Raw genomic sequence first — 21,733 nt, 5'->3', positions numbered from 1 at the left:
GTGAATGTGCTGTTTAATAGCGTTATTTTGACTTAAATTTTATTACTTAAGCAAATTAAAAAATATGAATACGCCGTTAAATTGGTATCTTTTGGGCGTAAATGGCAGATAAATATCGATGTTGTTAAATAAATTAGCTATTTAGTACAAATGAAACGGTTATTTACTGGCATGAAACGGGATAATAGTTGTAAACTGAGATAATAAATGAACAAAGCTTGTGTTTTGTGCTTCAAGTACATAGCATAAGGTTTTATTATAAAAAATAATAATAACCAAATAATTGCCGCTTTTTTGGGACTGGAATATATGCGAATTGCTCCTTTATCTCTGTTAATTTCTGCTAGCTTTTTTGCCAGCACAGTATTTGCACAAGATACAACTACTGTAAACAGAATTGAATCAGAGATTAATACGAAACAAACAGAATACACTCGTTCAACAACGATGCTCGATAAATATTTACAAGAAGAAAATCAGCTTCAAACCCAACTTGAATTGCTAAGAGCGCGTTCAACACAACTTGATAAAGAAAAAAATCAAGCGTTAGATGCGATGAATGATATGTACCGACGCTTAATTGATAACCCGTCGCTTGATATTACTTCTGCACAATCGCGTTATCAAAAAGCCGTTGTTGATCAAGAACAAAATAAAAATGATATTTCTATGCAATTGGCGGCAATTGCATCCCATCTAAAAGATATTGAGCAAATTCGCGCTGATAAACATGCACTTCAGAACACCATCGAAAGTTTAAAAGTGCAATACACTACTGCGCGTGTAGAGCGACTGCGCAATGAGTTTACCCGCGAGGGAACACTGGAGGTCGATCATACCCTTAATTGTAAACGTACTGAAACACTAGCTGCATGTGAACAACGCGGCCAGCAGATGGGGCTGAAAAAAGCCACTAATCGCTTTTTAGATCAAATTTTTGAAAACCTTACAGAAAAACGTCTGGTTGAACCTAAGCGAGACATGTCAGGGGCACAAGTACAGATTTTAAGTAGTCACGTCATTAAGAGCGCATTTAGCGGCCAAGGTGATTACAACGTCAATTTAAGCGTTACTATGCGTGGGGATGTAAACAGTAGTCGTTTATGTCACTTATTAAGTGTAAATAACAGTTTTTGTTCAGAGTATGGTACCCCGCTGACAAATACTTATCAGCCAGCTTATAGCACTACTTTTTCTGATAGTCAGTTAACATTCAGCGATAATACGGATAATAAAGCGGTCGCTAAAATAGTTAATAAAAAGCCTAAAGTGGTCGCTGAACAAAAGAAAGATCAGTTAATTCAGTTAACTTTGCGTTCTAACGTACATGGTGATGAAGTTTTTATTAACGACATTAGTGTAGGTTCAACTCGCTTAGTAACAAGATTACCGCGTGGTTTGCATAAATTAGAAATACGCAAAGAGGGTTACATCCCTTATAAAGCACGTATTGACTTAAAAAAGACACGCACGCTTTTTGCTAAGTTAGAAAAAAAGTCAGAGTCGATTGCTGCACCGACTAAAAAGCGAGAGCAAATAATACAAGCAGATTGTCCTAAGGGAATGGAAGTTGATACGCAGCCACCAACAGTGGATTCGTCAGCCGTAATAATCCCTGTTGGCACATTTAAAATGGGCGATATTAACGGCAATGGACTGGAAAACGAGCGTCCTGTTGTTGAAAAAACGATTAGTGAATCTTTTGTCATGCAAAGTAAAGAAGTCACTGTTGGCGCATTTGAGAAGTTTGTAAACGAGACACAATACAAGACTGAAGCTGAAAAAAGCAAAGGCTGTGCTTATTATCTAAATGGTGAACCCGTTTGGGAAGCGAGCTTAAATTGGCGAGCTCCAGGGTTTGAGCAAACAAATGATTTTCCAGCTGTGTGTTTGACAAAAAATGATGCTACGGCTTACGCAGAATGGTTTTCTGATAAAACAGCACAAGTGTATCGTCTGCCAACAGAGGTTGAGTGGGAATATGCTGCGCGTGCAGGTACAGATACTGAGTACCCTTGGGGTAACGAAATTGGTAAAAACTTAGCAAACTGTGGTTGGTGTGGTAGCGAATGGTCAAACAAACGCACCGCTCCGGTAGGGTCTTTTTCTGCAAATGCATTTGGCTTATACGATACAGTGGGCAATGTATGGGAATGGACTAGTAGCACAGAGAATAAAAAAAATGCTGTGGTTCGTGGCGGCGCATGGAACTTTGCTCCTAGCCTCGCTCGTGCCTCAACGCGTTTAATCCTAGCGCCAGATTTTAGAGCTAATTACATTGGCTTTCGCTTAATGAGCGAACAATAATATTTAATGAGGAAGCACACGCTTCCTCTTTTTAATGATTACAAAGACGGCTGCGCTTTATATTGCTCATTACATTGAGAATGTTAAAGTAAGCGCAACTAAAATAAGAACGAATTTCAAAGGTCATCCAGCCTCATGTTTAAAAAACTCCGTGGTATTTTTTCAAACGATCTATCGATCGATTTAGGTACAGCCAACACACTAATTTATGTAAAAGAAGAAGGGATTGTATTAAACGAACCTTCAGTTGTTGCTATTCGTCAAGAGCGTGCTGGTGGGCCTAAAAGTGTTGCATCTGTAGGTACAGAAGCTAAGCAAATGTTGGGGCGTACACCTGGTAATATTAAAGCTATTCGTCCGATGAAAGATGGCGTGATTGCTGATTTTTATGTGACCGAAAAAATGCTACAGCACTTTATTAAGCAAGTGCACAACAATAACTTTATGCGACCAAGCCCACGTGTACTTATTTGTGTGCCTTGTGGCGCTACACAGGTTGAAAAGCGTGCCATTCGCGAATCAGCGATGGGGGCAGGTGCTCGTGAAGTTTACTTAATTGAAGAGCCTATGGCTGCTGCAATTGGTGCAGGCTTACCAGTATCTGAAGCAACGGGCTCTATGGTTGTTGATATTGGTGGCGGTACAACCGAAGTGGCTATAATTTCACTCAATGGTGTTGTTTATTCGTCATCTGTTCGTATTGGTGGCGACAAGTTTGATGAAGCCATTATTAATTATGTACGTCGTAACTTTGGTAGCTTAATTGGTGAAGCCACAGCTGAGAATATTAAACACCAAATTGGTTCTGCATTTAAAACAGACGATCCAGTAGAAATAGAAGTGCGTGGTCGTAACCTTGCAGAAGGTGTTCCTCGTTCGTTCACACTTAACTCGCATGAAATTTTAGAAGCATTACAAGAGCCGCTAATGGGGATTGTAAGCGCTGTCATGGTTGCACTTGAGCAATCACCTCCTGAACTGGCATCTGATATTTCAGCACATGGCATGGTGTTAACTGGCGGTGGCGCATTACTAAAAGATTTAGATCGCCTACTCATGGAAGAAACTGGCATTCCAGTAGTTGTTGCTGATGATCCACTTACATGTGTTGCTCGTGGCGGCGGTAAAGCGCTTGAGATGATTGATGTGCACGGTGGTGACGTTTTTAGTTACGATTAATGAAATCAATGTTTGAAAAAACAATCTCTTTGCAACTGCGACTTTTTGTCGCAGTGCTTTTGAGTATCGTATTGATCCTTGGGGATAGATACACTAAGGGCGGTGAGAATATCCGCACCAGTTTGAATACCTTAGTTAGTCCGCTCATTTATGTTGCCAATCTACCTTACGAAGTATTTAGCTTTAGCGCTAAGAGCTTGCACACCCGCGAACAGTTACAAACTGAAAATGAAGCCCTGAAAAAAAAGCAAATATTGCAGAGCGAGCAAATTCAGCAATATGAATTCTTAGCAAAAGAAAATCAAAAATTACGAGCCTTAATGGGCTCGTCCTCAAAACACACCAATCGTAAAATTATTGCTCAAGTACTTTCTGTTCACTCAAATCCTTATAGCCACCAAGTGGTGATAAATCGAGGAACCACCGATGGTTTAAGTGAAAGCCAAGCAGTGATTGATGATATGGGGCTTGTGGGGCAGTTGACTAAAGTGGGCTCAACCACTTCAAGAGTATTATTAATTACCGATACCACCCATGCTACGCCTGTACGTATTTTACGTAATGATGTGCGAACAGTGGTTGAAGGCATTGGTAAAATTAACGTACTGAAACTGTCGCATGTGCCGCATAGTTTAGATGTACGTATTGGCGATGTGCTGGTTACTTCTGGCCTTGGTGGTACGTTTCCTGAGGGCTATCCGGTAGCGGTGATCACCGAAATAACCCGTGATGAAGGACAACCTTTTGCGCAAGTATTTGCTGAACCTATAGCTCAATTAGACCGAATTCGATTGTTAGTCGTGTTATGGCTAAATCAGCAGGAGTTGATGGGAGATGATTAATCGCCATATGCTATTAATTGCGTTAAGTATTTTCTTTGCATTGGTAATGGCTTTGATGCCGTTACCCTTTTCACTTGAACCATTTCGCCCTGACTGGGTGCTGCTGGTACTTATGTACTGGTCTTTGGCTTTACCGCATCGCTTAAACATAGGTACGGCTTGGGTTGTTGGATTAGTGATTGATTTAGCGACGGGTTCTTCTTTAGGTGTAAACTCATTAACCTACTCGGTGTGTATTTTTGTTACGGCAAGTAACTTTCAAAAAATTCGCAATTTTTCATTGTGGCAACAAAGCCTTTTAATTGGCTTATTTTTAACGCTTTATCATTTAATGCAGTTTTGGTTAAATCATTTTTTACTTGGCGTTTATTTTAGCCCACATTACTTATGGCCTGTATTAACAGGCATGTTGAGTTGGATATGGGTATTTTTACTACTTAGAAAATACCGTAGACACTTTAGGATCAGATAATGACTTGCGCAGTATATTTAGCCTCCGCGTCTCCCCGCCGTAAAGAGCTTTTAACCCAGTTGGGTATCGAGTTTTCACAATTTAGTGTTGATGCCGATGAAAGCCAGCTCGCTAACGAACTCCCATATGATTATGTCGAACGTTTAGCGCGTTTAAAGGCACAAATGGGTGTAAAACAAGGATATACCGATCGGCCTGTTCTAGGTAGTGATACCGTGGTAGTGATGGATAATCAATCATTATGCAAGCCACGAGATAAAGAAGACTTTACTCACACCTTAAAACGTTTATCAGGAAATACACACCAAGTGTTAACTGCTATCGCTTTTGCGACACCAGAAAAAGTAATGAGTTGTGTTGTCAGTACTGATGTTACTTTTAAAATACTCAGTGATGAAGAAATAGACGCTTACTGGCAAACGGGCGAGCCTCAAGATAAAGCCGGTGGTTATGGTATCCAAGGGTTAGGCGGACGCTTTGTAACGCATATTTCGGGTAGCTATTTTGCCGTTGTAGGCTTACCTTTATATGAGACAGAACAATTATTACATACATTCTTAAGAGGGTAGCATGAGTACAGAACTACTGATCAATGTCACGCCGAGTGAAAGTCGCGTTGCCCTAATCGAAAACGGTGTATTACAAGAAATTCAGCTAGAGCGTATTGGTAATTTAGGCATAGTAGGCAATATTTACTTAGGTAAAATAAGTCGCGTGCTACCTGGAATGCAAGCCGCTTTTGTTGATATAGGCTTAGAGAAAGCCGCCTTTTTACACGCTTCAGATATCGTCAATAGTGCTTCTATTGTTGAAGGTGTTGACGACGAGCCAATTAAAAAAGTCCAAGATATTCGTGAGCTTGTTCGCCAAGGTCAGTACATTATGGTGCAAGTGGTTAAAGATCCATTGGGCAGTAAAGGTGCTCGCTTAACCACTGATATTACTATACCGTCACGCTATTTAGTATTTATGCCAGATGCGACGCATGTTGGTGTTAGTCAACGTATCGAAACGGAAGAGGAACGCGCTAGGCTTAAAAAAATTGTTGCTGAATATGGTGATGAAAACGGTAGCTTTATTGTTAGAACTGCCGCAGAAGGCGCAAGTGAAGTAGAGCTTCGTCACGATGCTGCATTTTTAAAAAAGCTGTGGGATAAAATAGTTTCTAAGCGCCGTAAAACCAGCAAAGCGAGTATTCTGCATGAAGATCTTACGCTGGCTTTTAGAACATTACGTGATTACGTGGGCGAAGATATGGAGCGCATTCGTGTTGACTCTAAGCTTACCTATCAAGAGCTTAAGCTGTTTACTGAAGAATTTGTGCCGTTATTATCACAAGTACTTGAGTATTATCCGGGCGAGCGCCCCATTTTTGATTTATTTGATGTAGAAAGTGAAATTCAAAAGGCGTTGCACCGTAAGGTGACTTTAAAGTCTGGCGGATACCTGATCATAGATCAAACAGAAGCAATGACCACGGTTGATGTTAATACCGGTGCATTTGTTGGTCACCGTAACCTTGAAGAAACTATTTTTAATACCAATGTTGAAGCAACCTCTGCTATTGCCCGTCAACTAAGGCTGCGCAATTTGGGCGGTATTATTATTATCGACTTTATTGATATGGTGAGCGATGAGCACAAACGCCGGGTAATGCACTCATTAGAGTCTGCGCTCGCTAAAGATCGTGCTAAAGCCAATATTAATGGTTTATCGGCATTGGGGCTGGTTGAAATGACCCGCAAGCGAACTCGCGAAAGTTTAGAGCATATACTGTGTGATGTATGTCCTGCATGTTCAGGGCGAGGCTCTCAAAAAACGGTTGAGACCGTATGCTATGAAATCCTTCGTGAGATAGTACGTGTTAACCGCGCTTATGCAGCTGATAAGTTTGTAGTTTATGCATCTCCTGCAGTATGTGAAGCGCTATTAAATGACGAATATCATAACCTTGCAGAGTTAGAGTTGTTTATTGGTAAGCAAGTTAATATTCAAACAGAGAGCTTATACAGCCAAGAGCAGTTTGATGTGGTAATGATGTAATGAAATTTAAAGCGGCCTGTTTCTTTTGTGTGCGCAAATTATGGCAAATAAGTGCTGTAATTTTGGTGCTACTGGCCGTCATTGTTTCTATTTTAAAATACACCTTACCCTACGCAAATGACTATAAAGGCGAGATAGAAAATTATCTTGATAGCAAGTTTGATATTAGCCTATCGATAGGCGCTATATCGGCAAGTTGGCAAGGTAATGGCCCAGCCTTAGTGCTCGAAGAATTATCATTTAAAGACAACCAAACAGCCCCTATTTCTTTAACTATTGCGAAAACCAGTTTAGAGCTAAACCTTTGGGAAAGCCTAAAGTCTCTTCAACTTAAGTCGAACTACTTTGTCATCAATGGTTTTCATACCAAGGTTAATGTCGCGAATTTATTTGTAGGCAACCAAGACGATGTGTCATTTGAACAAAAAGAGTTAATAGAAGGGTTGTTTTTAGGTGAAACCGGTCATTTTGCAATAGAAAACTCCAGTATCAATTTTGTTTTAGAAGATAACAAAGAACGTAAACTGTTATTAGAAAACATTGTATGGCAAAACCAAGATAAACAACACCTTGGTAGTGGTAGTCTAGCCTTACCGGGCATTTCGGTGGGTAATTTTGATGCGCGCATTGCACTTAAGGGTGAAACCTTAGAGCAAATGGTCGGCGATTTATATGTGCAGGCTAATCAGGTTGATGTGTCAAATTGGCTAGCGCAATATATTAATACTCAAAAGCAGCAACTACATAGCGATTTAAATTTACAAGCTTGGCTTAGATTAGAGCAAGGTCTAGTGAGTGACGTAAAAGTTCAGTGGTTACCGAGCGCGGTAAATTGGCAACTCAATGAGCAAACACAAAAGGTAAGCCTAAGTGAAGGGGGATTTCATTTATACCCAGAGCAAAATAGCTGGCGATTAAAAAGCACGGGCTTAGCATTTAGTACGGGTGAAACCACATGGCCAAGCCTTGAATTTGAAGCCTTATTGGGTAAGCAAAATAAAGTATGGCTACAGCAGCTTGATTTAGCGCTATTGAGTGATTTAGCTGAGTTGACTAATTTTACCGACCTAGCCCCTTTTTTAGCACGCCAACCTAGCGGACAAATAAAGACTGCGTACCTTGAGTTTGCAGATACAAAGCAATGGCAACTATGGTTTGATGCTGACGAAATTAGCTGGCAAGAAAAAAACGCCGTACCTGCCGCTCAATCTTTAAGAGTTAATGGGCTGGTTAATCAGCAGTATGGTCGCATTGCGATTTTTGGTGAGAACAGCCGTTTAATTACAGGCGCTAGTTTTAGTAATAATATTGATTATAACCAATTAAATATTGAGCTAGATTTAGCTAAGCGCTCAGGCGATTGGTACATCAGCAGTGATAACCTGTGGTTTGATAACAATGAGGTGACTTTAAGCGCACAAATGCAGCTGAGTTTGGGTGATACGCCACGCTTAGATTTATATGCTGAAGCGTTTGCACCTGATGCCAGTATTGCTGGTCACTATTTTCCTTTAACGTTAATGAGCCCTGAGTTAGTTAGTTATTTAAATGGTGCAATAAAAGCAGGTGAAGTATCAGATACTCAGGTGTTATTTTCTGGTCCACTATCAGGCTTTCCATTTGAAGATGGTTCAGGGCAGTTTGATGTAATAGCACAAATAGATAATGCTACTTATCAATTCGATCCCGATTGGCCAGCAGTCACAAATGCCAATGTAAAGCTGCATTTTGCTAATGAGCGAATGGATATATATAGTCAGCAAGGCCAGCTGGTAAATCTTGACATTGGCAGCAGTGTGCATGTGAGTATTGATGACTTAATGGGCGATGCGCCGTTGGTAGTTAATATTGATAAGCAAGCTGAGCTTGAAAAAATGCACGATTTTTTTGCCGCTACGCCTTTAGCAAATCCATTAGCTGATATTTTTAATGTTGTGCAAGGACAGGGGCTTGCAAGTGCAAATATTGAATTACTAATAGGTTCACAATTTGAGGGGGGAGCCAGTGTCAGTGGTAAGGTTAATTTACTCGACTCACCTCTCTACATTTCTGCACCTGGTATTTCTCTTGAGCATTTAAAGGGCGAACTTAGCTTTAATAATCAACAAATAAACCTCACTAATGCAACGGCTACATGGCTGGGTATGCCATTAACTATTAACTACAATAGTGACGCAAACGCAGAGGATTATCGCGCTAATATAAATATAAATGCTCAGCTTGATGCACAAACACTTATAAACCGTGGGCAAGGCATTTTAGATGGTTACTTAAGCGGGCAAAGTGATGTTGATATTGCTTTGGATCTTAACTTTACCGAGCAAGGGTTTAACTACCGCGCCCAAGTTGAATCGCCACTTATTGGCTTAAATAGTTCTTTGCCTGGAGCATATACAAAAAGCAGTGAGCAAGCTTGGCCACTGAGTGCAGTTATTCAAGGTGATGATATATCTAACTTGATCACCGCAAACGTTGATCAGCTAGTGTATTTTAATGCCATTCTAGACAATGCTAAATCACAGTTTAACAACGCCCACTTTATAATCGGTAACAAAGATTTAGGGCTTAACGCGCAAGATTTAGCGGTAAGTATTAACTTAGCGCAAAGTGAGTTATTACCTTGGATTGATTTAATTGATCAAATTATTAATGCAGCTAAAGCGCAGCCAGAGAGTGCATCGCCAGGTATTATGCCGCCTTTGTATGAGGTTGTTGCGAATATTAACTCTTTTAATGTGAGTGGCATGCAGTTTAATGATTTTGATATGCGTTTATCGCCCTTAAATAATAACTTGCAATTAAAGCTCAATGCTAAAGAATTACGAGCAGAAGTGTTCATTCCCAGCGAGCAATCAAGTCAGCCGATTCGAATAAACAGTGACTATTTAAGGCTTAATTTTTTAGAGGCCGAAACACTGCAACCGAGCGAAAAATCATCTCCTGAACAACTTGCATGGCTTACAAATTTGCCTGCTATTGAGTTTGAATGTGCCGATTGTAAGGTCAGCCATTATCAGCTAGATAAAGTCAGCGCCTCATTGTTAGGTGATGGTAAAAAACTGCTTATTTCTGAGCTAGTAGTTGATAAGGGCGATCATATATTACGTACTAAAGGGCAGTGGCAAAATGGCCTAACAGCAATGAGCGGCGAACTTAAAAGTGATGATATTGGCGCTTTATTTAATGAATTTGATATCACTACTACTATTAAAGACTCAAACGCCAATTTAAATTATCAACTAAATTGGCAAGCGGCACCTTATAACTTAGACATTGCTAGTTTAGACGGTGAAATTAGTTGGGATTTAGGCGAAGGCCATTTAACTGAGGTGAGTGATGGAGGCGCACGGGTATTTTCATTACTGAGCCTTGATTCATTAGTGCGTAAGCTAAAACTTGATTTTAGAGATGTATTTTCTAAAGGTTTTTTCTATAACAGCATGAAAGGTACGATGCAGATAGATAAGGGCATTGCCTATACCCAAGATACTAAAATGGATGGGGTGCCTGCCGATCTCTCGATTAAAGGGTATGCAAATTTAAATACTCTCGAAATTGACTACGACTTAGCAGTTGCACCGCAAGTAACGTCGAGTATTCCAGTAATTGTGGCTTGGATGGTTAACCCAGTAACGGGGCTTGCAGCTTTAGCAATTGATAAAGTAATTCATTCTGCGCGAGTGATCTCAGAGATCAACTTTAAAGTGACGGGTAAAATGAACGATCCTCAGGTACAAGAGTTAGATCGTAAGAGCCGAGAGGTGACCTTGCCACAAGCTGCACAAAATCAGCCGCGAGCATCCTCAGAGTTAAAACTCAAAGATGCTGAGGTTAGCGCCGCGCAATGAATAAACAACGTATAAACTCATCTCCTGCGATTATCGCATTGCAAATGTGCTCAGGCTTTAACCCTGATGATAACATTGCAACTTTAAAGCAAGCGTTAGCTGAATTACCAAGCACGCGGCCTTTGTTAGTATGTTTACCAGAAGCGTTTTTAGTGTTTAGTAAACACGCTGGTGATACGTTGTTAGTGTCACAGCGTATTGAGCAATATAAACAGCAAATTAGTGAATTGTGTCGTAAACACAATATTTGGTTAAATGCTGGCACCATGCCAGAGCCCTATGACCAACATAAGTATTACGCTGCCTCACACTTGTTTAATAACCAAGGCGATATTGTTGCAAGCTATAACAAAATACATTTATTTGATGTTGAGGTAGATGACCAGACCGGCAGCTACCGAGAGTCCGACTTTACTCAAGCGGGCGATGAGATTGTGGTTGTTGATTCTCCCTTTGGTAAAATTGGTTTAACAGTATGTTATGATTTGCGCTTTGCTGGTTTATTTAATGCCTTAGCTCGTAAAGGCGCAGAAATTATATTAGTACCCAGTGCGTTTACTGTTCCAACAGGTAAAGCGCATTGGCAGCCGCTACTTGCAGCACGAGCAATAGAAACACAGTGCTATGTTATTGCTGCAGCGCAATATGGAACACATGAAAACGGTAGACAAACTTATGGTCACAGCCTGATGTTATCGCCCTGGGGTGAAACATTAAGTGAAAAACCAACAGGGCTTGGTTTTATTAGTTGTACCGTAGATTTGAACCAGTTACACAAAATTAGACGAGATATGCCGCTGCAATCTCACCAACGATTTAGAGAGCCATTATTATGAATTCGGTTGAACAGCATTTATTACACGACAGCCAGCTAAATCGAGAAGAACTCGAAAAAACATTAGCTTATATTCACCAGCACAAAGTTGATTATGCCGACCTTTATTTTCAATCTAGTCATCATGAGTCTTGGGTATTAGAAGACGGCCTTGTTAAAGAAGGGTCTTATAACGTTGAACGTGGTGTTGGCGTACGGGCTGTTAGTGGTGAAAAAACTGGTTTTTCGTATTCAGACGCAATTAATTTAGAAGCGCTAAATAAGGCCGCAACTGCTGCACGTAGTATTGCCGATGCAGGTGAAGATAAAGCGGTTAAAGTATTTAGTGACGTGGCTGCTAAAGAGCAGTACGCGCCACATCAACCAATTTCTAGCATGAGCGATACCGATAAGGTTAATTTGTTACGTGAGCTTGAAAACTATATTCGCGAATTAGCCCCAGATGCTGAGCAAGTTATTAGCTCAATGTCTGCGGTATACGAAGAGATATTAATTGCAGCCAGCGATGGCACCTTTGCTACCGATATTCGCCCACTGATCCGTTTAAACTGCTCTGTATTGCTAGAGAAGAATGGTCGCCGTGAACGTGGCGGTGCTGGTGGCGGTGCCCGCCTAGATTATGGTTACTTTAAAGAGCTTGTTGATGGTAAGCCGCGTTGGATGGGTTTTGCAGAAGAAGCCGTTCGTCAAGCTAAAGTAAACTTAGAAGCTATTGATGCCCCTGCAGGTACTATGGAAGTGGTATTAGGTAATGGCTGGCCAGGTGTGTTGTTACACGAAGCGGTAGGCCATGGCCTCGAGGGTGACTTTAACCGTAAAGGCGCGTCTGCGTTTAGCGGTAAAGTAGGGCAAAAAGTCGCTTCAGAGCTATGTACTGTGGTTGATGATGGTACTATGGCTGATCGTCGTGGTTCACTTAATGTGGATGACGAAGGCACGCCTGCAGCCTATAACGTACTTATCGAAAACGGTATTTTAAAAGGCTATATGCAAGATAAAATGAACGCGCGTTTGATGGGGGTAAACCCAACAGGTAACGCACGTCGTGAGTCATACGCGCATTTACCAATGCCACGTATGACCAACACTTACATGTTAGGCGGAGAGCACAGCCAAGCTGATATTATCAGCACGGTTAAAAAAGGCGTGTTTGCCCCTAATTTTGGTGGCGGCCAAGTGGATATCACCTCAGGTAAGTTTGTGTTTAGTGCCTCAGAAGCTTACTTAATTGAAAATGGTAAAATTACTCAGCCAATTAAAGGGGCAACATTAATTGGTAATGGCCCTGAGGTTATGCAACAAATCTCTATGGTAGGTAATGATTTAGCGCTTGATAAAGGCGTCGGTGTTTGTGGTAAAGACGGTCAAAGTGTACCAGTAGGCGTTGGCCAGCCAAGCCTGAAAATAGATAACCTAACAGTAGGTGGCACGGCTTAATTTTTATAACTGCCAAACGTTATAAATAAAACCTTGGAAGTGCAAACTCTCAAGGTTTTATTTTGTTGGCTGTTTATTGTTAAATTTGCTGCTGAAAAAAATCCATAAATGCGGCAACTTGTCGTGGCTGAAATTGCCTTGATGGGTAAAGAAACTGTAAGCCAACTTGCTGTTTATCTTTATTACTAAAACCGAGAATATAGTCATCAAGTAGCGTCACTAAATTACCCTTAGTCAGATCATCATTAATATCTACCATTGATTTTAGAGCAATACCTGCACCGTTAATTGCCCACTGTCTGATCACTGCACCATCACTGCTACTCATAGCTACAGGTACGCGAATTACCTCGTCTTTAAAATGCCAATCATGCATCGATTGACCAAATCTCTCCATTACTAAGCAGCGATGATTTAATAAATCGCTTGGTTGTAAAGGTTGGCCATGTATTTTTAAATATTCAGCTGAAGCACATAACACACGTTTATTGGCTTTGATCATTCGGCTAATCAAATTACTATCGGGTAAGTTTCCAAAGCGAATAGCAATATCAATGCCTTCTTCAACTAGATTAACTAAGCCATCGGTTAAATGTAGGTGTGGTTTTACTTGTGGATTCAGTGCTACAAATTTAGCTATTGCAGGGGCAACAAACTGTTTACCAAAGTCAGAGGGTGCGGTTACTTTGAGACTACCCGAAAGAGTGTTTTTACTAAGCTGAATACTTTGCTCTGCGGCATCAATTTCAGCAATCACTCTTAAACAGCCTTGAAAAAAGTGCTCTCCAGCCTCGGTTAATTTAATACTTCGAGTATTACGTATTAAGAGTCGGGTTTGATAGTGATTTTCAAGCTGGTTGATACGTGCCGTCATACTCGCAGGCGATAAACCAATTTTTCGCCCAGCTGCAGCAAGCCCGCCAGAGCGCACCACATGAACAAAAAGCTGCATATCATCAATCTTAGCCATCGTTCCTCACTCTTTATAATTCAGTATTAATGAATAGTGTTTTTGATATTAACTCAATTATCAAATTTAAGTAAATAGTTAAACTGGTTGTACTCATTATCAACAGAGAAAGTTTATGCGTTTAGATCATGTATTAATTTCTAGTTGTGATTACCAGGCGATGCGACAGTTCTTTATAAATTCAGTTGGGCTAGTTGAAGGGTATCGTCCGCCTTTCCCTTTCGAGGGGGCATGGTTATACGGCAGTGATAATGTTGCTTTGATTCATTTGGTTAATGCCACGGGTAATAAAGCGCAACAGGGTTACTTATCAGCATTAAACAGCAAAACCCAAGGCCGAGGAGTGGTAGATCACATTGCCATTCATAGCATAGGTTATCAAGGATTGAAAAGTCGCTTAGCGCAAACAGGTATAAGCTACTTTGAGCGAACCGTGCCAGAGCTACTAGAGCAGCAAGTATTTATACAAGGACCAGAAGAGATAAAGGTCGAAATGCTATTTAGTAGTGATGAAATTTAATTTAAATCCAGATAAACATTATTTATAAGAGAGTTAGTTATGTCTATTGAATCCTTATTTGAAGTTAAAACCCTCGGTGGCATGGTCACTCAAAATAGAATTGTGATGGCACCTATGACCCGTTCGCGAACTGCGCAACCGGGTGATATTCCCACTGAACTGATGGCCACTTATTATGCGCAGCGTGCTACTGCAGGGCTGATTATTTCTGAAGCAACACAAATTTCTGCTCAGGGCAAAGGTTACTCATTTACGCCAGGTATTTACACGCAAGAACAAATCGAAGGTTGGAAGCAAGTAACACAAGCTGTGCATAAGGAAGGTGGTAAAATATTTTTACAACTTTGGCACGTTGGTCGAATGTCGCACTCTTCATTTCATCATGATGGAACGCCAGTTGCCCCATCTGCACTTGCCCCAGATGCACAAGTTTGGGTGGTAGGCGATGATGGAGAAGGACGGATGCTTGACTGCCCAACCCCACGAGCACTAAGTGTTAAAGAAATTAAAGAAATAGTAAATGACTATAAGCAAGCGGCAATTAACGCGATTGAGGCTGGTTTCGATGGCGTTGAAATACATGGAGGTAACGGGTATTTAATTGATCAGTTTTTAAGACGTTCAGCGAATAAACGCACAGATGAATATGGCGGTAGCCAAGAAAACCGTATTCGTTTTGCCTGTGAAATTATTGGCGCAATTAGTAATGCCATTGGAGCTCATAAAGTGGGTATTAGATTAGCGCCTTTTATCACTCAGCGTGGTATGGGTGATAGTGAAGCAATTGACACTATTTTATTGGCAGCAAAGCAATTTGAGCAAATTGGTATTGCGTATATTCATCTTGCCGAAGCGGACTGGGACGATGCACCTACCGTAACACCAGAGTTTAGAGTCGCACTTCGTCAGTATTTTAGTGGCGCGATTATTGTTGCCGGTAATTATACCGAGCATTCAGGTGCGCAGCTTATTGAACAAGGTCTTGCCGATTACATCGCATTCGGTCGTCGTTTTATTGCCAACCCAGACTTACCGTATCGTATTCAAGAGCAACTGCCACTAAACACGATTACCGATGGGAGTACATTGTTTGGCGGTACAGCCAAAGGTTATACCGATTACCCAGCATATCAAAAGTAACTTTTTAACTGAAAATATAAGGCTAAAAATGGTTAATTTTTCAAACTCAGTAGTTACTTTACTGATCAGCGGGCTGTTTAGTAGTGCCAGTTTTGCGGCTGAATTTAGTTTATCGAGCCCTGATTTACAGCCAGGGCAGGCAATAAAGAGTGAGCAATACTGGAATAGCTTTGGTTGTCAGGGGAGTAATGTTAGGCCACAACTTAAATGGCAAAATGCGCCTAAGAAAGCCAAAAGCTTTGCCGTGACAGTGTATGACAATGACGCACCAACTGGCAGTGGTTTTTGGCACTGGGTAGTACATGATATTCCTCTTACTAGTAACTCACTATCTTCAACGACTTTGCCCAAAGGAGCCATTGAAGGTAATACGGATATGGGGAAGCCCGGATACCTTGGGCCATGTCCACCAGAAGGACGCAAGCATAGCTACACCTATAAAGTGTATGCATTGGATGTAGAAAAATTAGCTGTTCCACAAGGGGCAACAAGTGCACTTACAGGGTTTTTCTTACACCAACACTCTTTGCAAACAGCCGAGATCACAGTAACGGCAGGACCACGTTAATTAGCTTAGGAGATAAAAATGAAGGCTTTACCTTTACTCATTCTTTTAATGGCACTGTGCAGCAGTAAGCTATTAAATGCAGCCCCACTACCTGAGAAATCAGGTTATTGGCCTGATGATGCACAATTAGTGATTTCTATTTCAATGCAATTTGAAGCAACAGCACAAGATAGCTCTGATGCAGGGCCGTTTCCTCAAATAGAGCAGGGTTATCACGATACTATTTCGCCTACTTGGTATCAGTATGGGATGAATGAAGGGATCCCACGATTACTTGATCTATGGGATAAACATAATATTAAAGTTACTTCTCATATGGTGGGCAGGGCTGTGGAATTAAATCCAGCACTTGCTAAAGAAGTGGTTTCACGAGGGCATGAAGCATCAGGTCACGGCCAAACATGGACACCACAATATTCTATGAGTGTTGAACAAGAGCGCGCTTCATATATTAAAAGTGCAGATATTATCGAAAAAGTGACAGGCATGCGGCCGGTTGGCTTTAATGCATTTTGGATGAGACACTCAAAAAATACACTTACGCTTTTGCAAGAGCTAGGGTTTATTTATCATATTGATGATCTATCGCGTGATGAGCCTTCTTTTACACCAGTAAATAATAAGCCTTTTGTGGTTGTACCTTATACTTTTCGTAATAACGACATTGTGCGCTATTCAGGAAGCACTGCAATGACGGCCCAAGCCTACTTACAAGAGTTAAAAGATGAGTTTGACGTGTTATACGCTGAAGGAAAACACAGAAGACGAATGATGTCGATTAGTGCTCATGACCGTATTGCAGGAACGCCTGCACGAGTAAAAGCGCTTGATGATTTTATCCAGTATGCAAAACAGCATACTGGTGTTAAGTTCATGCGAAAAGATAACATAGCCCGTTGGATAATGAAGCAAAATAATGTGCCTACTAATCCGGCTCAGACGGCTAGATAAAGGAAACATCTATGAGGCAGCTTTTTAATACCATAAGTATGCCTCGTGTGATTTTTAGAGGTGAAGGAGTTAAGTTGTTGTCGTAAATTTTAAACTTCAACGGAATTAGAATAGCTTGTTACATTTTTACTATTCACTTTAAACGAATATCTCTTAAAATAGGTACTTGAATAGTCTATAACACTTTAGGAAATAGCATGTTTAGCCGATGTATGTTCATTTTATTTGTACTATTTCTATCAGGATGCTCTTCTTTGTCTCAGGATGAATGTATACAGGCCAATTGGACAAACCTAGGCTTTAGTCATGGCGAGCTAGGGTATACATTTGAACATGGCAGAGAAATTATATCCGCTTGTAGTGAGTTTGGTATCACTGCAAAACTAGATGATTATAAGGTTGGTTACAAGCAGGGGCTCGCAGCCTTTTGTGAGCCTGAAAATGGCTTTACCCTGGGCTTACGAGGGGATGCGTATAACGGGGTTTGTAATGACACACAGTTTAGAAAAGCATGGCAAGAGGGTAATGAGCGTTATCAGTTTGAAGCAAGGAAAGCTGAGATAGATGATCGACTTAATAATATTAATTGGCGGTTGCAATATATTAGTAATGAATTAGCGAGTGATAAACCGTCAAGTAGCCAAAGTAAAGAGTTACGCCGAGAAAGAGAACAGTTAGAGAGAGAGCGTCGTGATTTAAGAAAAGAAAAAGCACTTTTACCATTACTCAACAAGTTTCCTTCATGGCATTTTGAGTATGAACTATAATTTATAACATATCCTTTTACGGTGATTAATATGAAAGTAATATCAATTTTAATAACATTTCTGATCCTCAGTGGGTGTGCGTCAAAAGAAATGCCAGACGGTTATGGAAATGAAGTATTTGCGGAGCATGAGTGCTTAGGTGGTGAAGTTGAAACAGACTATAGCTACACAATTTTTAGCTCTGACGAAGATGAAAGCAATAAGAGTACGGTGAAGTCGACTTGTCATCCAGTGAAAACTCAGTCTGAACTTGAGCGAGATATAAGGACGGGTGGTTGATAGAACAAAATAAAACCCACTTTAAAAGTGGGTTTTATTTTAAGAATTAAAGCTCAAAGGGAGCAACACCGACAGCTTGCATTTGATAACCCACTTGGGCTATTTCGCCAGACCAAGTTTGCGTTTTAATAACGCCCGTTACAACAATCGCATCATATAAGCTATCGATAGGCACACCGCCTTTAATAGTTACATGAACCAGCTGGTTTGGCGGTGGGGGTGGCACATGAATACAGGCACCAAAGTAAGGGACTAATAAAAACTCGGTAATAAGTTCGCTGTCACCTTCAAGTGGCACAACAAACCCAGGTAAGCTAACAGACTGCCCATCAAGTGCTTTAACAACCGGCGCGTCCAAATCAGGTTGCACCCAGTTTTGCTCACTGCCTTCGTGATTAGCTTGTGCTTGGGTATCTATTTGCACATGCCCTTGTGGGATCAAGTCTTCCCAAAAAATTTCCTTCGGGGGATTTGCAATGCTAGCAAAGCTAATTAGCACTGCACTTAATAGCATTAAAGAGTGTGTAGTTACTTTAAATAACGTCATGATCATCCTAAAGTTTATATTTTTATACTCATACCATCACTAAGAGAATAAAAGTAAGCGCGTGTAGCAGGGATCAAGCCAATAATGAATCCCGCAGCCATAATAACGCCAATCAAAGTGAGTTCATAGTCAGAGAGCATACTGATATTAATGCTCACTCCTGCTTGGCTTTGTAAGTAACCCGCGGTTGTGCCCATAAGCGCATAAAATAGAGTGCAGCCTACTAAGCAACCTAAAAAGGTAGTGAGCAGTGATTCTATACTGATAAGTGAAAATAATTGCCAAGGGCGGGCGCCCACAGAACGCAATATTGCCAGTTCTCTGCGGCGTTGATTAAGGTTAGCCAGCAGTGTGGTTAACATGCCGAGCAAGCTAATAATGACCACCACAAATGAAAATAGCAATAGGATCTTTTCTATTATTGCCAGCATTTCCCAAAGCTCTTTTAGTGTGACTGTAGGCATAATCGCTAATAAAGGCTCTGGCTTAAATTGGTTTATGTTACGCCTAATTTGTAGCGTATAAAGCGGTGAATCGAAGCCCATTAAAAAGGCGGTAATTTGTTTTGGATGGCCAACTAGTGCGTGACTCGAGTGGTCATGATGATCGTCATGTTCATGATGGCCGCCACCATGAATCAATTCAATTGCCGCCAGCGGCACATGCAATGTTTTATCAACAGGGGTGCCAGTAGGCTTTAAAATACCAACAACTTTGAAGGGGTTATCGTCATGATGATGAAAGCTAGTATTGCCCATACCATGAGAAATAACGATTTCATCACCAATTTTATAGGCCAGTTTACTTGCAACCTCACTCCCTATAACAACTTCATTGATGCTAGAAAAAGCCTGTCCTTGTGTAAATGCTAAGGGCTGTTTTTTAGCAAATCGATAGTGCTTAAAATAATCAAGAGTGGTGCCTAAAACTGCTTGGCCCTTATGGCTATCTCCAAGGCTGATAGGAATGCTCCACTTAACCCCGCGTTGTTTTGTAATGTATTGGTAGCTTTGCCAACTCACACCATTATTGGTGTGGCCAATTCTAAACACCGAGGAGAGTAGTAATTGAATATCGCCAGTACGTGCGCCAACAATTAAATCGGTACCCGAAATGGTATTACTAAAACTACTTTTAGCATCTACGCGAACGCGCTCAATACTGAGTAATAACATGACGCTAATCGCAATGGTGAGCAATGTCAGTAATACACTGGCACGTCTATTTAGCAAACTTTTATAGGCAAGTTTAAATAAAATCATACATCACCTTGTAAATTTACTAAGTCGATTGTGCGGCTAAAGAGTGGCTTTAATGTTTCATCGTGACTGACAAAAACAAGCGTACTGTTACTTTTTTTTGCTTGTTCAAATAACAACTTAATAAAGCTTTCACGATTTTGCGTATCAAGTGCTGAAGTAGGCTCATCGGCAATGATAAGTTCAGGACTGCCTATAAATGCGCGTGCTGCGGCAACTCGCTGTTGTTGCCCAATACTTAAAGTGGCAACATTTTGATTATGAAAGTGCGGCTCTAACCCTAGTGCGTTGAGAAGTCGGGCAGCTTCTTTGGTTAAACTCTCAATTTGGTTGAGCACGTGTTGCTGACGCTTTTTCGAAAATTGGCACCCTAAACATACATTTTCTAATGGGGTTAAATAAGGTAGTAAATTAAAGTTTTGGAAAATATAGCCAATATGATCTGCTCTAAATGCATCGCGCTGTGCATTGGTAAGCGCACTTAGATTTTGGTTCAAAACACAAAGTTGGCCGCTAGTCGTTACATTAATGCCTGCCAGTAGTGCCAGTAAGGTAGATTTACCACTGCCGCTTGGCCCATGTAAAAAAACATGTTCACCTTCATCAATGGCGAGTTGCTCAATAGTGAGAGTGGGGCTGGCTGCTTTTTTATGCCATTTAAAAGATACATTCTCAAGGTTGATCATAACGTCTTACCAACTCCAATAGTTAAGTCTTTTGCGCATTTTAAATTGTCTAATAAGATTAAGTGGTTTAGCTTTGAGCTTTTCATCACTATGCAACAGTTCATTGGTTGCGCAAAGTACTCGTTGGCTTGACTTGCCATCTGTGTATGGGTGTAATTCTTGGCAAAAAGCTTCAATATTATCCACCAGTTCTTTTGGGTAAGTTAGTGCATAGTCTATTGCGGCTTCAACGTTATTTTTATCTGTAATATCAAGTAAGTGTTTTTCAGGTGCTTTATTACAAAACGTTACAACCGGTTTTCGTTGTACTAAAAACATCAGTAGTATGGATGAAGTATCGCACAGCATTACATCAGCAGATTGTAATAAAGGAATAACATTGTCTGTTTCAACAAAGGTTAGATTATCATTACTTAACGCTTGATATTTATTAACCCACTCTTGCGGCATTTTCGGATGAAACTGAACTAATAGTCGCCATTTACCGCTTTCACTAAAGTGTTTTATTTGATCATAAAGTTTAGGTGCAAGAGATAAGCGTTTTGAAAATGTAGAGCAGATCAATACCGTTGGGCGAGAGTCTGTTTCATCAATATGGCTAGGCTTTGAGTTACCGTTAAAGAATTGATCTAGGGGAGGCCAACCTGTTTCTACTACCTTAAAATAGCCCAGTTTTTTTTGTAACGCCGTAAACGGAGCCGTCGTATTTGGGCCTTGTGTACAATATAAATCAAAACATCCCCGAACTTTAAAGTGATCGTTTTGGCCTTTTTTATTTAGTTTTCCTGCATCAAAGCCGTGAAAAACAGCTACTTTCTTTCCAGGGAAAAATGTAGGGATAGAGTTCGCTGGTGCAAAGGTTGCGTCAGGCGCCCATTGGTTTATCTCATGAATAGAATTTAGTGTTTTTTCATCACTTTTCAAAAAGTCAGGGTTAACATTATCACCCTCTAAGAACCATTTAACTTCCCCTCCTTGAGCTAATATTTCTGCTTGCAATGGCCTTAAAATAGCATAGGAATAATTTTGGGAAATATACATTAGATATTTCTTATTCTTAGTGGCAGTTAAATAGTTCAAGCT

Annotated in this window: 20 protein-coding genes; 15 read left to right on the top strand and 5 right to left on the bottom strand. The window is 40.6% G+C overall.

The annotated features are described in order from the left end of the window. Positions 1 to 309 precede the first annotated feature (309 nt). The 9 genes from MTF66_RS15930 to tldD all read left to right on the top strand — a co-directional run bounded on the left by MTF66_RS15930 (position 310) and on the right by tldD (position 12,963). A complete protein-coding gene (locus tag MTF66_RS15930; RefSeq protein WP_248527644.1) occupies positions 310 to 2,307 on the top strand; it encodes a formylglycine-generating enzyme family protein in 1,998 nt (665 codons plus the stop codon). 135 nt (positions 2,308 to 2,442) lie between these two features. Next, the gene (locus MTF66_RS15925; protein WP_008113726.1) at positions 2,443 to 3,486 is read left to right on the top strand and encodes a rod shape-determining protein; all 1,044 of its coding nucleotides are present in this window, start codon (positions 2,443 to 2,445) and stop codon (positions 3,484 to 3,486) included. Continuing rightward, entirely contained in the window at positions 3,486 to 4,328 is an 843-nt protein-coding gene (gene mreC / locus MTF66_RS15920; RefSeq protein ID WP_010390466.1) for a rod shape-determining protein MreC, read from the top strand. Before MTF66_RS15925 ends, mreC begins: the two co-directional genes overlap by 1 nt. Then, complete coding sequence (mreD, locus tag MTF66_RS15915; RefSeq protein ID WP_010390467.1) at positions 4,321 to 4,800, top strand: rod shape-determining protein MreD; 480 nt, start codon at positions 4,321 to 4,323, stop codon at positions 4,798 to 4,800. The genes mreC and mreD overlap by 8 nt, the downstream gene beginning before the upstream one ends. Continuing rightward, entirely contained in the window at positions 4,800 to 5,369 is a 570-nt protein-coding gene (locus MTF66_RS15910) for a nucleoside triphosphate pyrophosphatase (protein WP_055012252.1), read from the top strand. The genes mreD and MTF66_RS15910 overlap by 1 nt, the downstream gene beginning before the upstream one ends. 1 nt (position 5,370) lies before the next feature. Further along, positions 5,371 to 6,843, top strand: a complete 1,473-nt coding sequence (gene rng, locus MTF66_RS15905; RefSeq protein ID WP_010390470.1) for a ribonuclease G — start codon at positions 5,371 to 5,373, stop codon at positions 6,841 to 6,843. Continuing rightward, entirely contained in the window at positions 6,843 to 10,691 is a 3,849-nt protein-coding gene (locus MTF66_RS15900) for a YhdP family protein (RefSeq protein WP_248527643.1), read from the top strand. Before rng ends, MTF66_RS15900 begins: the two co-directional genes overlap by 1 nt. Then, positions 10,688 to 11,527, top strand: coding sequence for a carbon-nitrogen hydrolase family protein (locus tag MTF66_RS15895; protein ID WP_248527642.1), 840 nt, complete (start codon positions 10,688 to 10,690; stop codon positions 11,525 to 11,527). Before MTF66_RS15900 ends, MTF66_RS15895 begins: the two co-directional genes overlap by 4 nt. Beyond that, on the top strand, positions 11,524 to 12,963 hold the full coding sequence (gene tldD / locus MTF66_RS15890; protein WP_248527641.1) for a metalloprotease TldD: 1,440 nt from the start codon (positions 11,524 to 11,526) through the stop codon (positions 12,961 to 12,963). Before MTF66_RS15895 ends, tldD begins: the two co-directional genes overlap by 4 nt. A 79-nt stretch (positions 12,964 to 13,042) precedes the next feature. On the opposite strand, the gene MTF66_RS15885 is transcribed toward tldD, so the two are convergent. Next, positions 13,043 to 13,933 (bottom strand): LysR family transcriptional regulator, encoded by an 891-nt coding sequence (locus tag MTF66_RS15885; protein ID WP_248527640.1) that lies wholly within the window; start codon positions 13,931 to 13,933, stop codon positions 13,043 to 13,045. Between the two features lie 115 nt (positions 13,934 to 14,048). Here MTF66_RS15885 and MTF66_RS15880 point away from each other — a divergent pair, with 115 nt between their 5' ends. The 6 genes from MTF66_RS15880 (at position 14,049) to MTF66_RS15855 (ending at position 18,158) form a co-directional block, all read left to right on the top strand. Next, a complete protein-coding gene (locus MTF66_RS15880) occupies positions 14,049 to 14,453 on the top strand; it encodes a lactoylglutathione lyase (RefSeq protein ID WP_248527639.1) in 405 nt (134 codons plus the stop codon). Between the two features lie 39 nt (positions 14,454 to 14,492). Next, positions 14,493 to 15,593 carry an alkene reductase gene (locus MTF66_RS15875; protein WP_054202524.1) on the top strand — a complete coding sequence of 367 codons (1,101 nt, stop codon included), beginning with the start codon at positions 14,493 to 14,495 and terminating at the stop codon, positions 15,591 to 15,593. Between the two features lie 28 nt (positions 15,594 to 15,621). After that, on the top strand, positions 15,622 to 16,161 hold the full coding sequence (locus MTF66_RS15870; RefSeq protein WP_010390480.1) for a YbhB/YbcL family Raf kinase inhibitor-like protein: 540 nt from the start codon (positions 15,622 to 15,624) through the stop codon (positions 16,159 to 16,161). 48 nt (positions 16,162 to 16,209) lie between these two features. Continuing rightward, entirely contained in the window at positions 16,210 to 17,112 is a 903-nt protein-coding gene (locus MTF66_RS15865; RefSeq protein ID WP_308200047.1) for a polysaccharide deacetylase family protein, read from the top strand. 197 nt (positions 17,113 to 17,309) lie between these two features. Next, a complete protein-coding gene (locus MTF66_RS15860; protein ID WP_248527637.1) occupies positions 17,310 to 17,879 on the top strand; it encodes a DUF2799 domain-containing protein in 570 nt (189 codons plus the stop codon). 90 nt (positions 17,880 to 17,969) lie between these two features. Further along, entirely contained in the window at positions 17,970 to 18,158 is a 189-nt protein-coding gene (locus MTF66_RS15855; RefSeq protein ID WP_041709654.1) for a hypothetical protein, read from the top strand. 46 nt (positions 18,159 to 18,204) lie between these two features. On the opposite strand, the gene MTF66_RS15850 is transcribed toward MTF66_RS15855, so the two are convergent. From MTF66_RS15850 to MTF66_RS15835, 4 genes are read right to left on the bottom strand one after another with little or no spacing between them, the layout of a single operon-like run. Continuing rightward, positions 18,205 to 18,705, bottom strand: a complete 501-nt coding sequence (locus MTF66_RS15850; protein ID WP_008468279.1) for a DUF3299 domain-containing protein — start codon at positions 18,703 to 18,705, stop codon at positions 18,205 to 18,207. A gap of 14 nt (positions 18,706 to 18,719) precedes the next feature. Further along, positions 18,720 to 19,967: an ABC transporter permease gene (locus tag MTF66_RS15845; RefSeq protein ID WP_248527636.1), complete on the bottom strand. Its 1,248-nt coding sequence runs from the start codon at positions 19,965 to 19,967 to the stop codon at positions 18,720 to 18,722. Then, the gene (locus MTF66_RS15840) at positions 19,964 to 20,650 is read right to left on the bottom strand and encodes an ABC transporter ATP-binding protein (RefSeq protein WP_010390490.1); all 687 of its coding nucleotides are present in this window, start codon (positions 20,648 to 20,650) and stop codon (positions 19,964 to 19,966) included. The genes MTF66_RS15845 and MTF66_RS15840 overlap by 4 nt, the downstream gene beginning before the upstream one ends. A 6-nt stretch (positions 20,651 to 20,656) precedes the next feature. Continuing rightward, a complete protein-coding gene (locus MTF66_RS15835; protein WP_138621375.1) occupies positions 20,657 to 21,691 on the bottom strand; it encodes a CDP-glycerol glycerophosphotransferase family protein in 1,035 nt (344 codons plus the stop codon). Positions 21,692 to 21,733: the final 42 nt, after the last annotated feature.

Source organism: Pseudoalteromonas sp. 2CM39R (assembly GCF_023161845.1).
The sequence above is the reverse complement of the archived record's forward strand: the minus strand, read 5'-3'. Positions and strand labels throughout refer to the sequence as shown.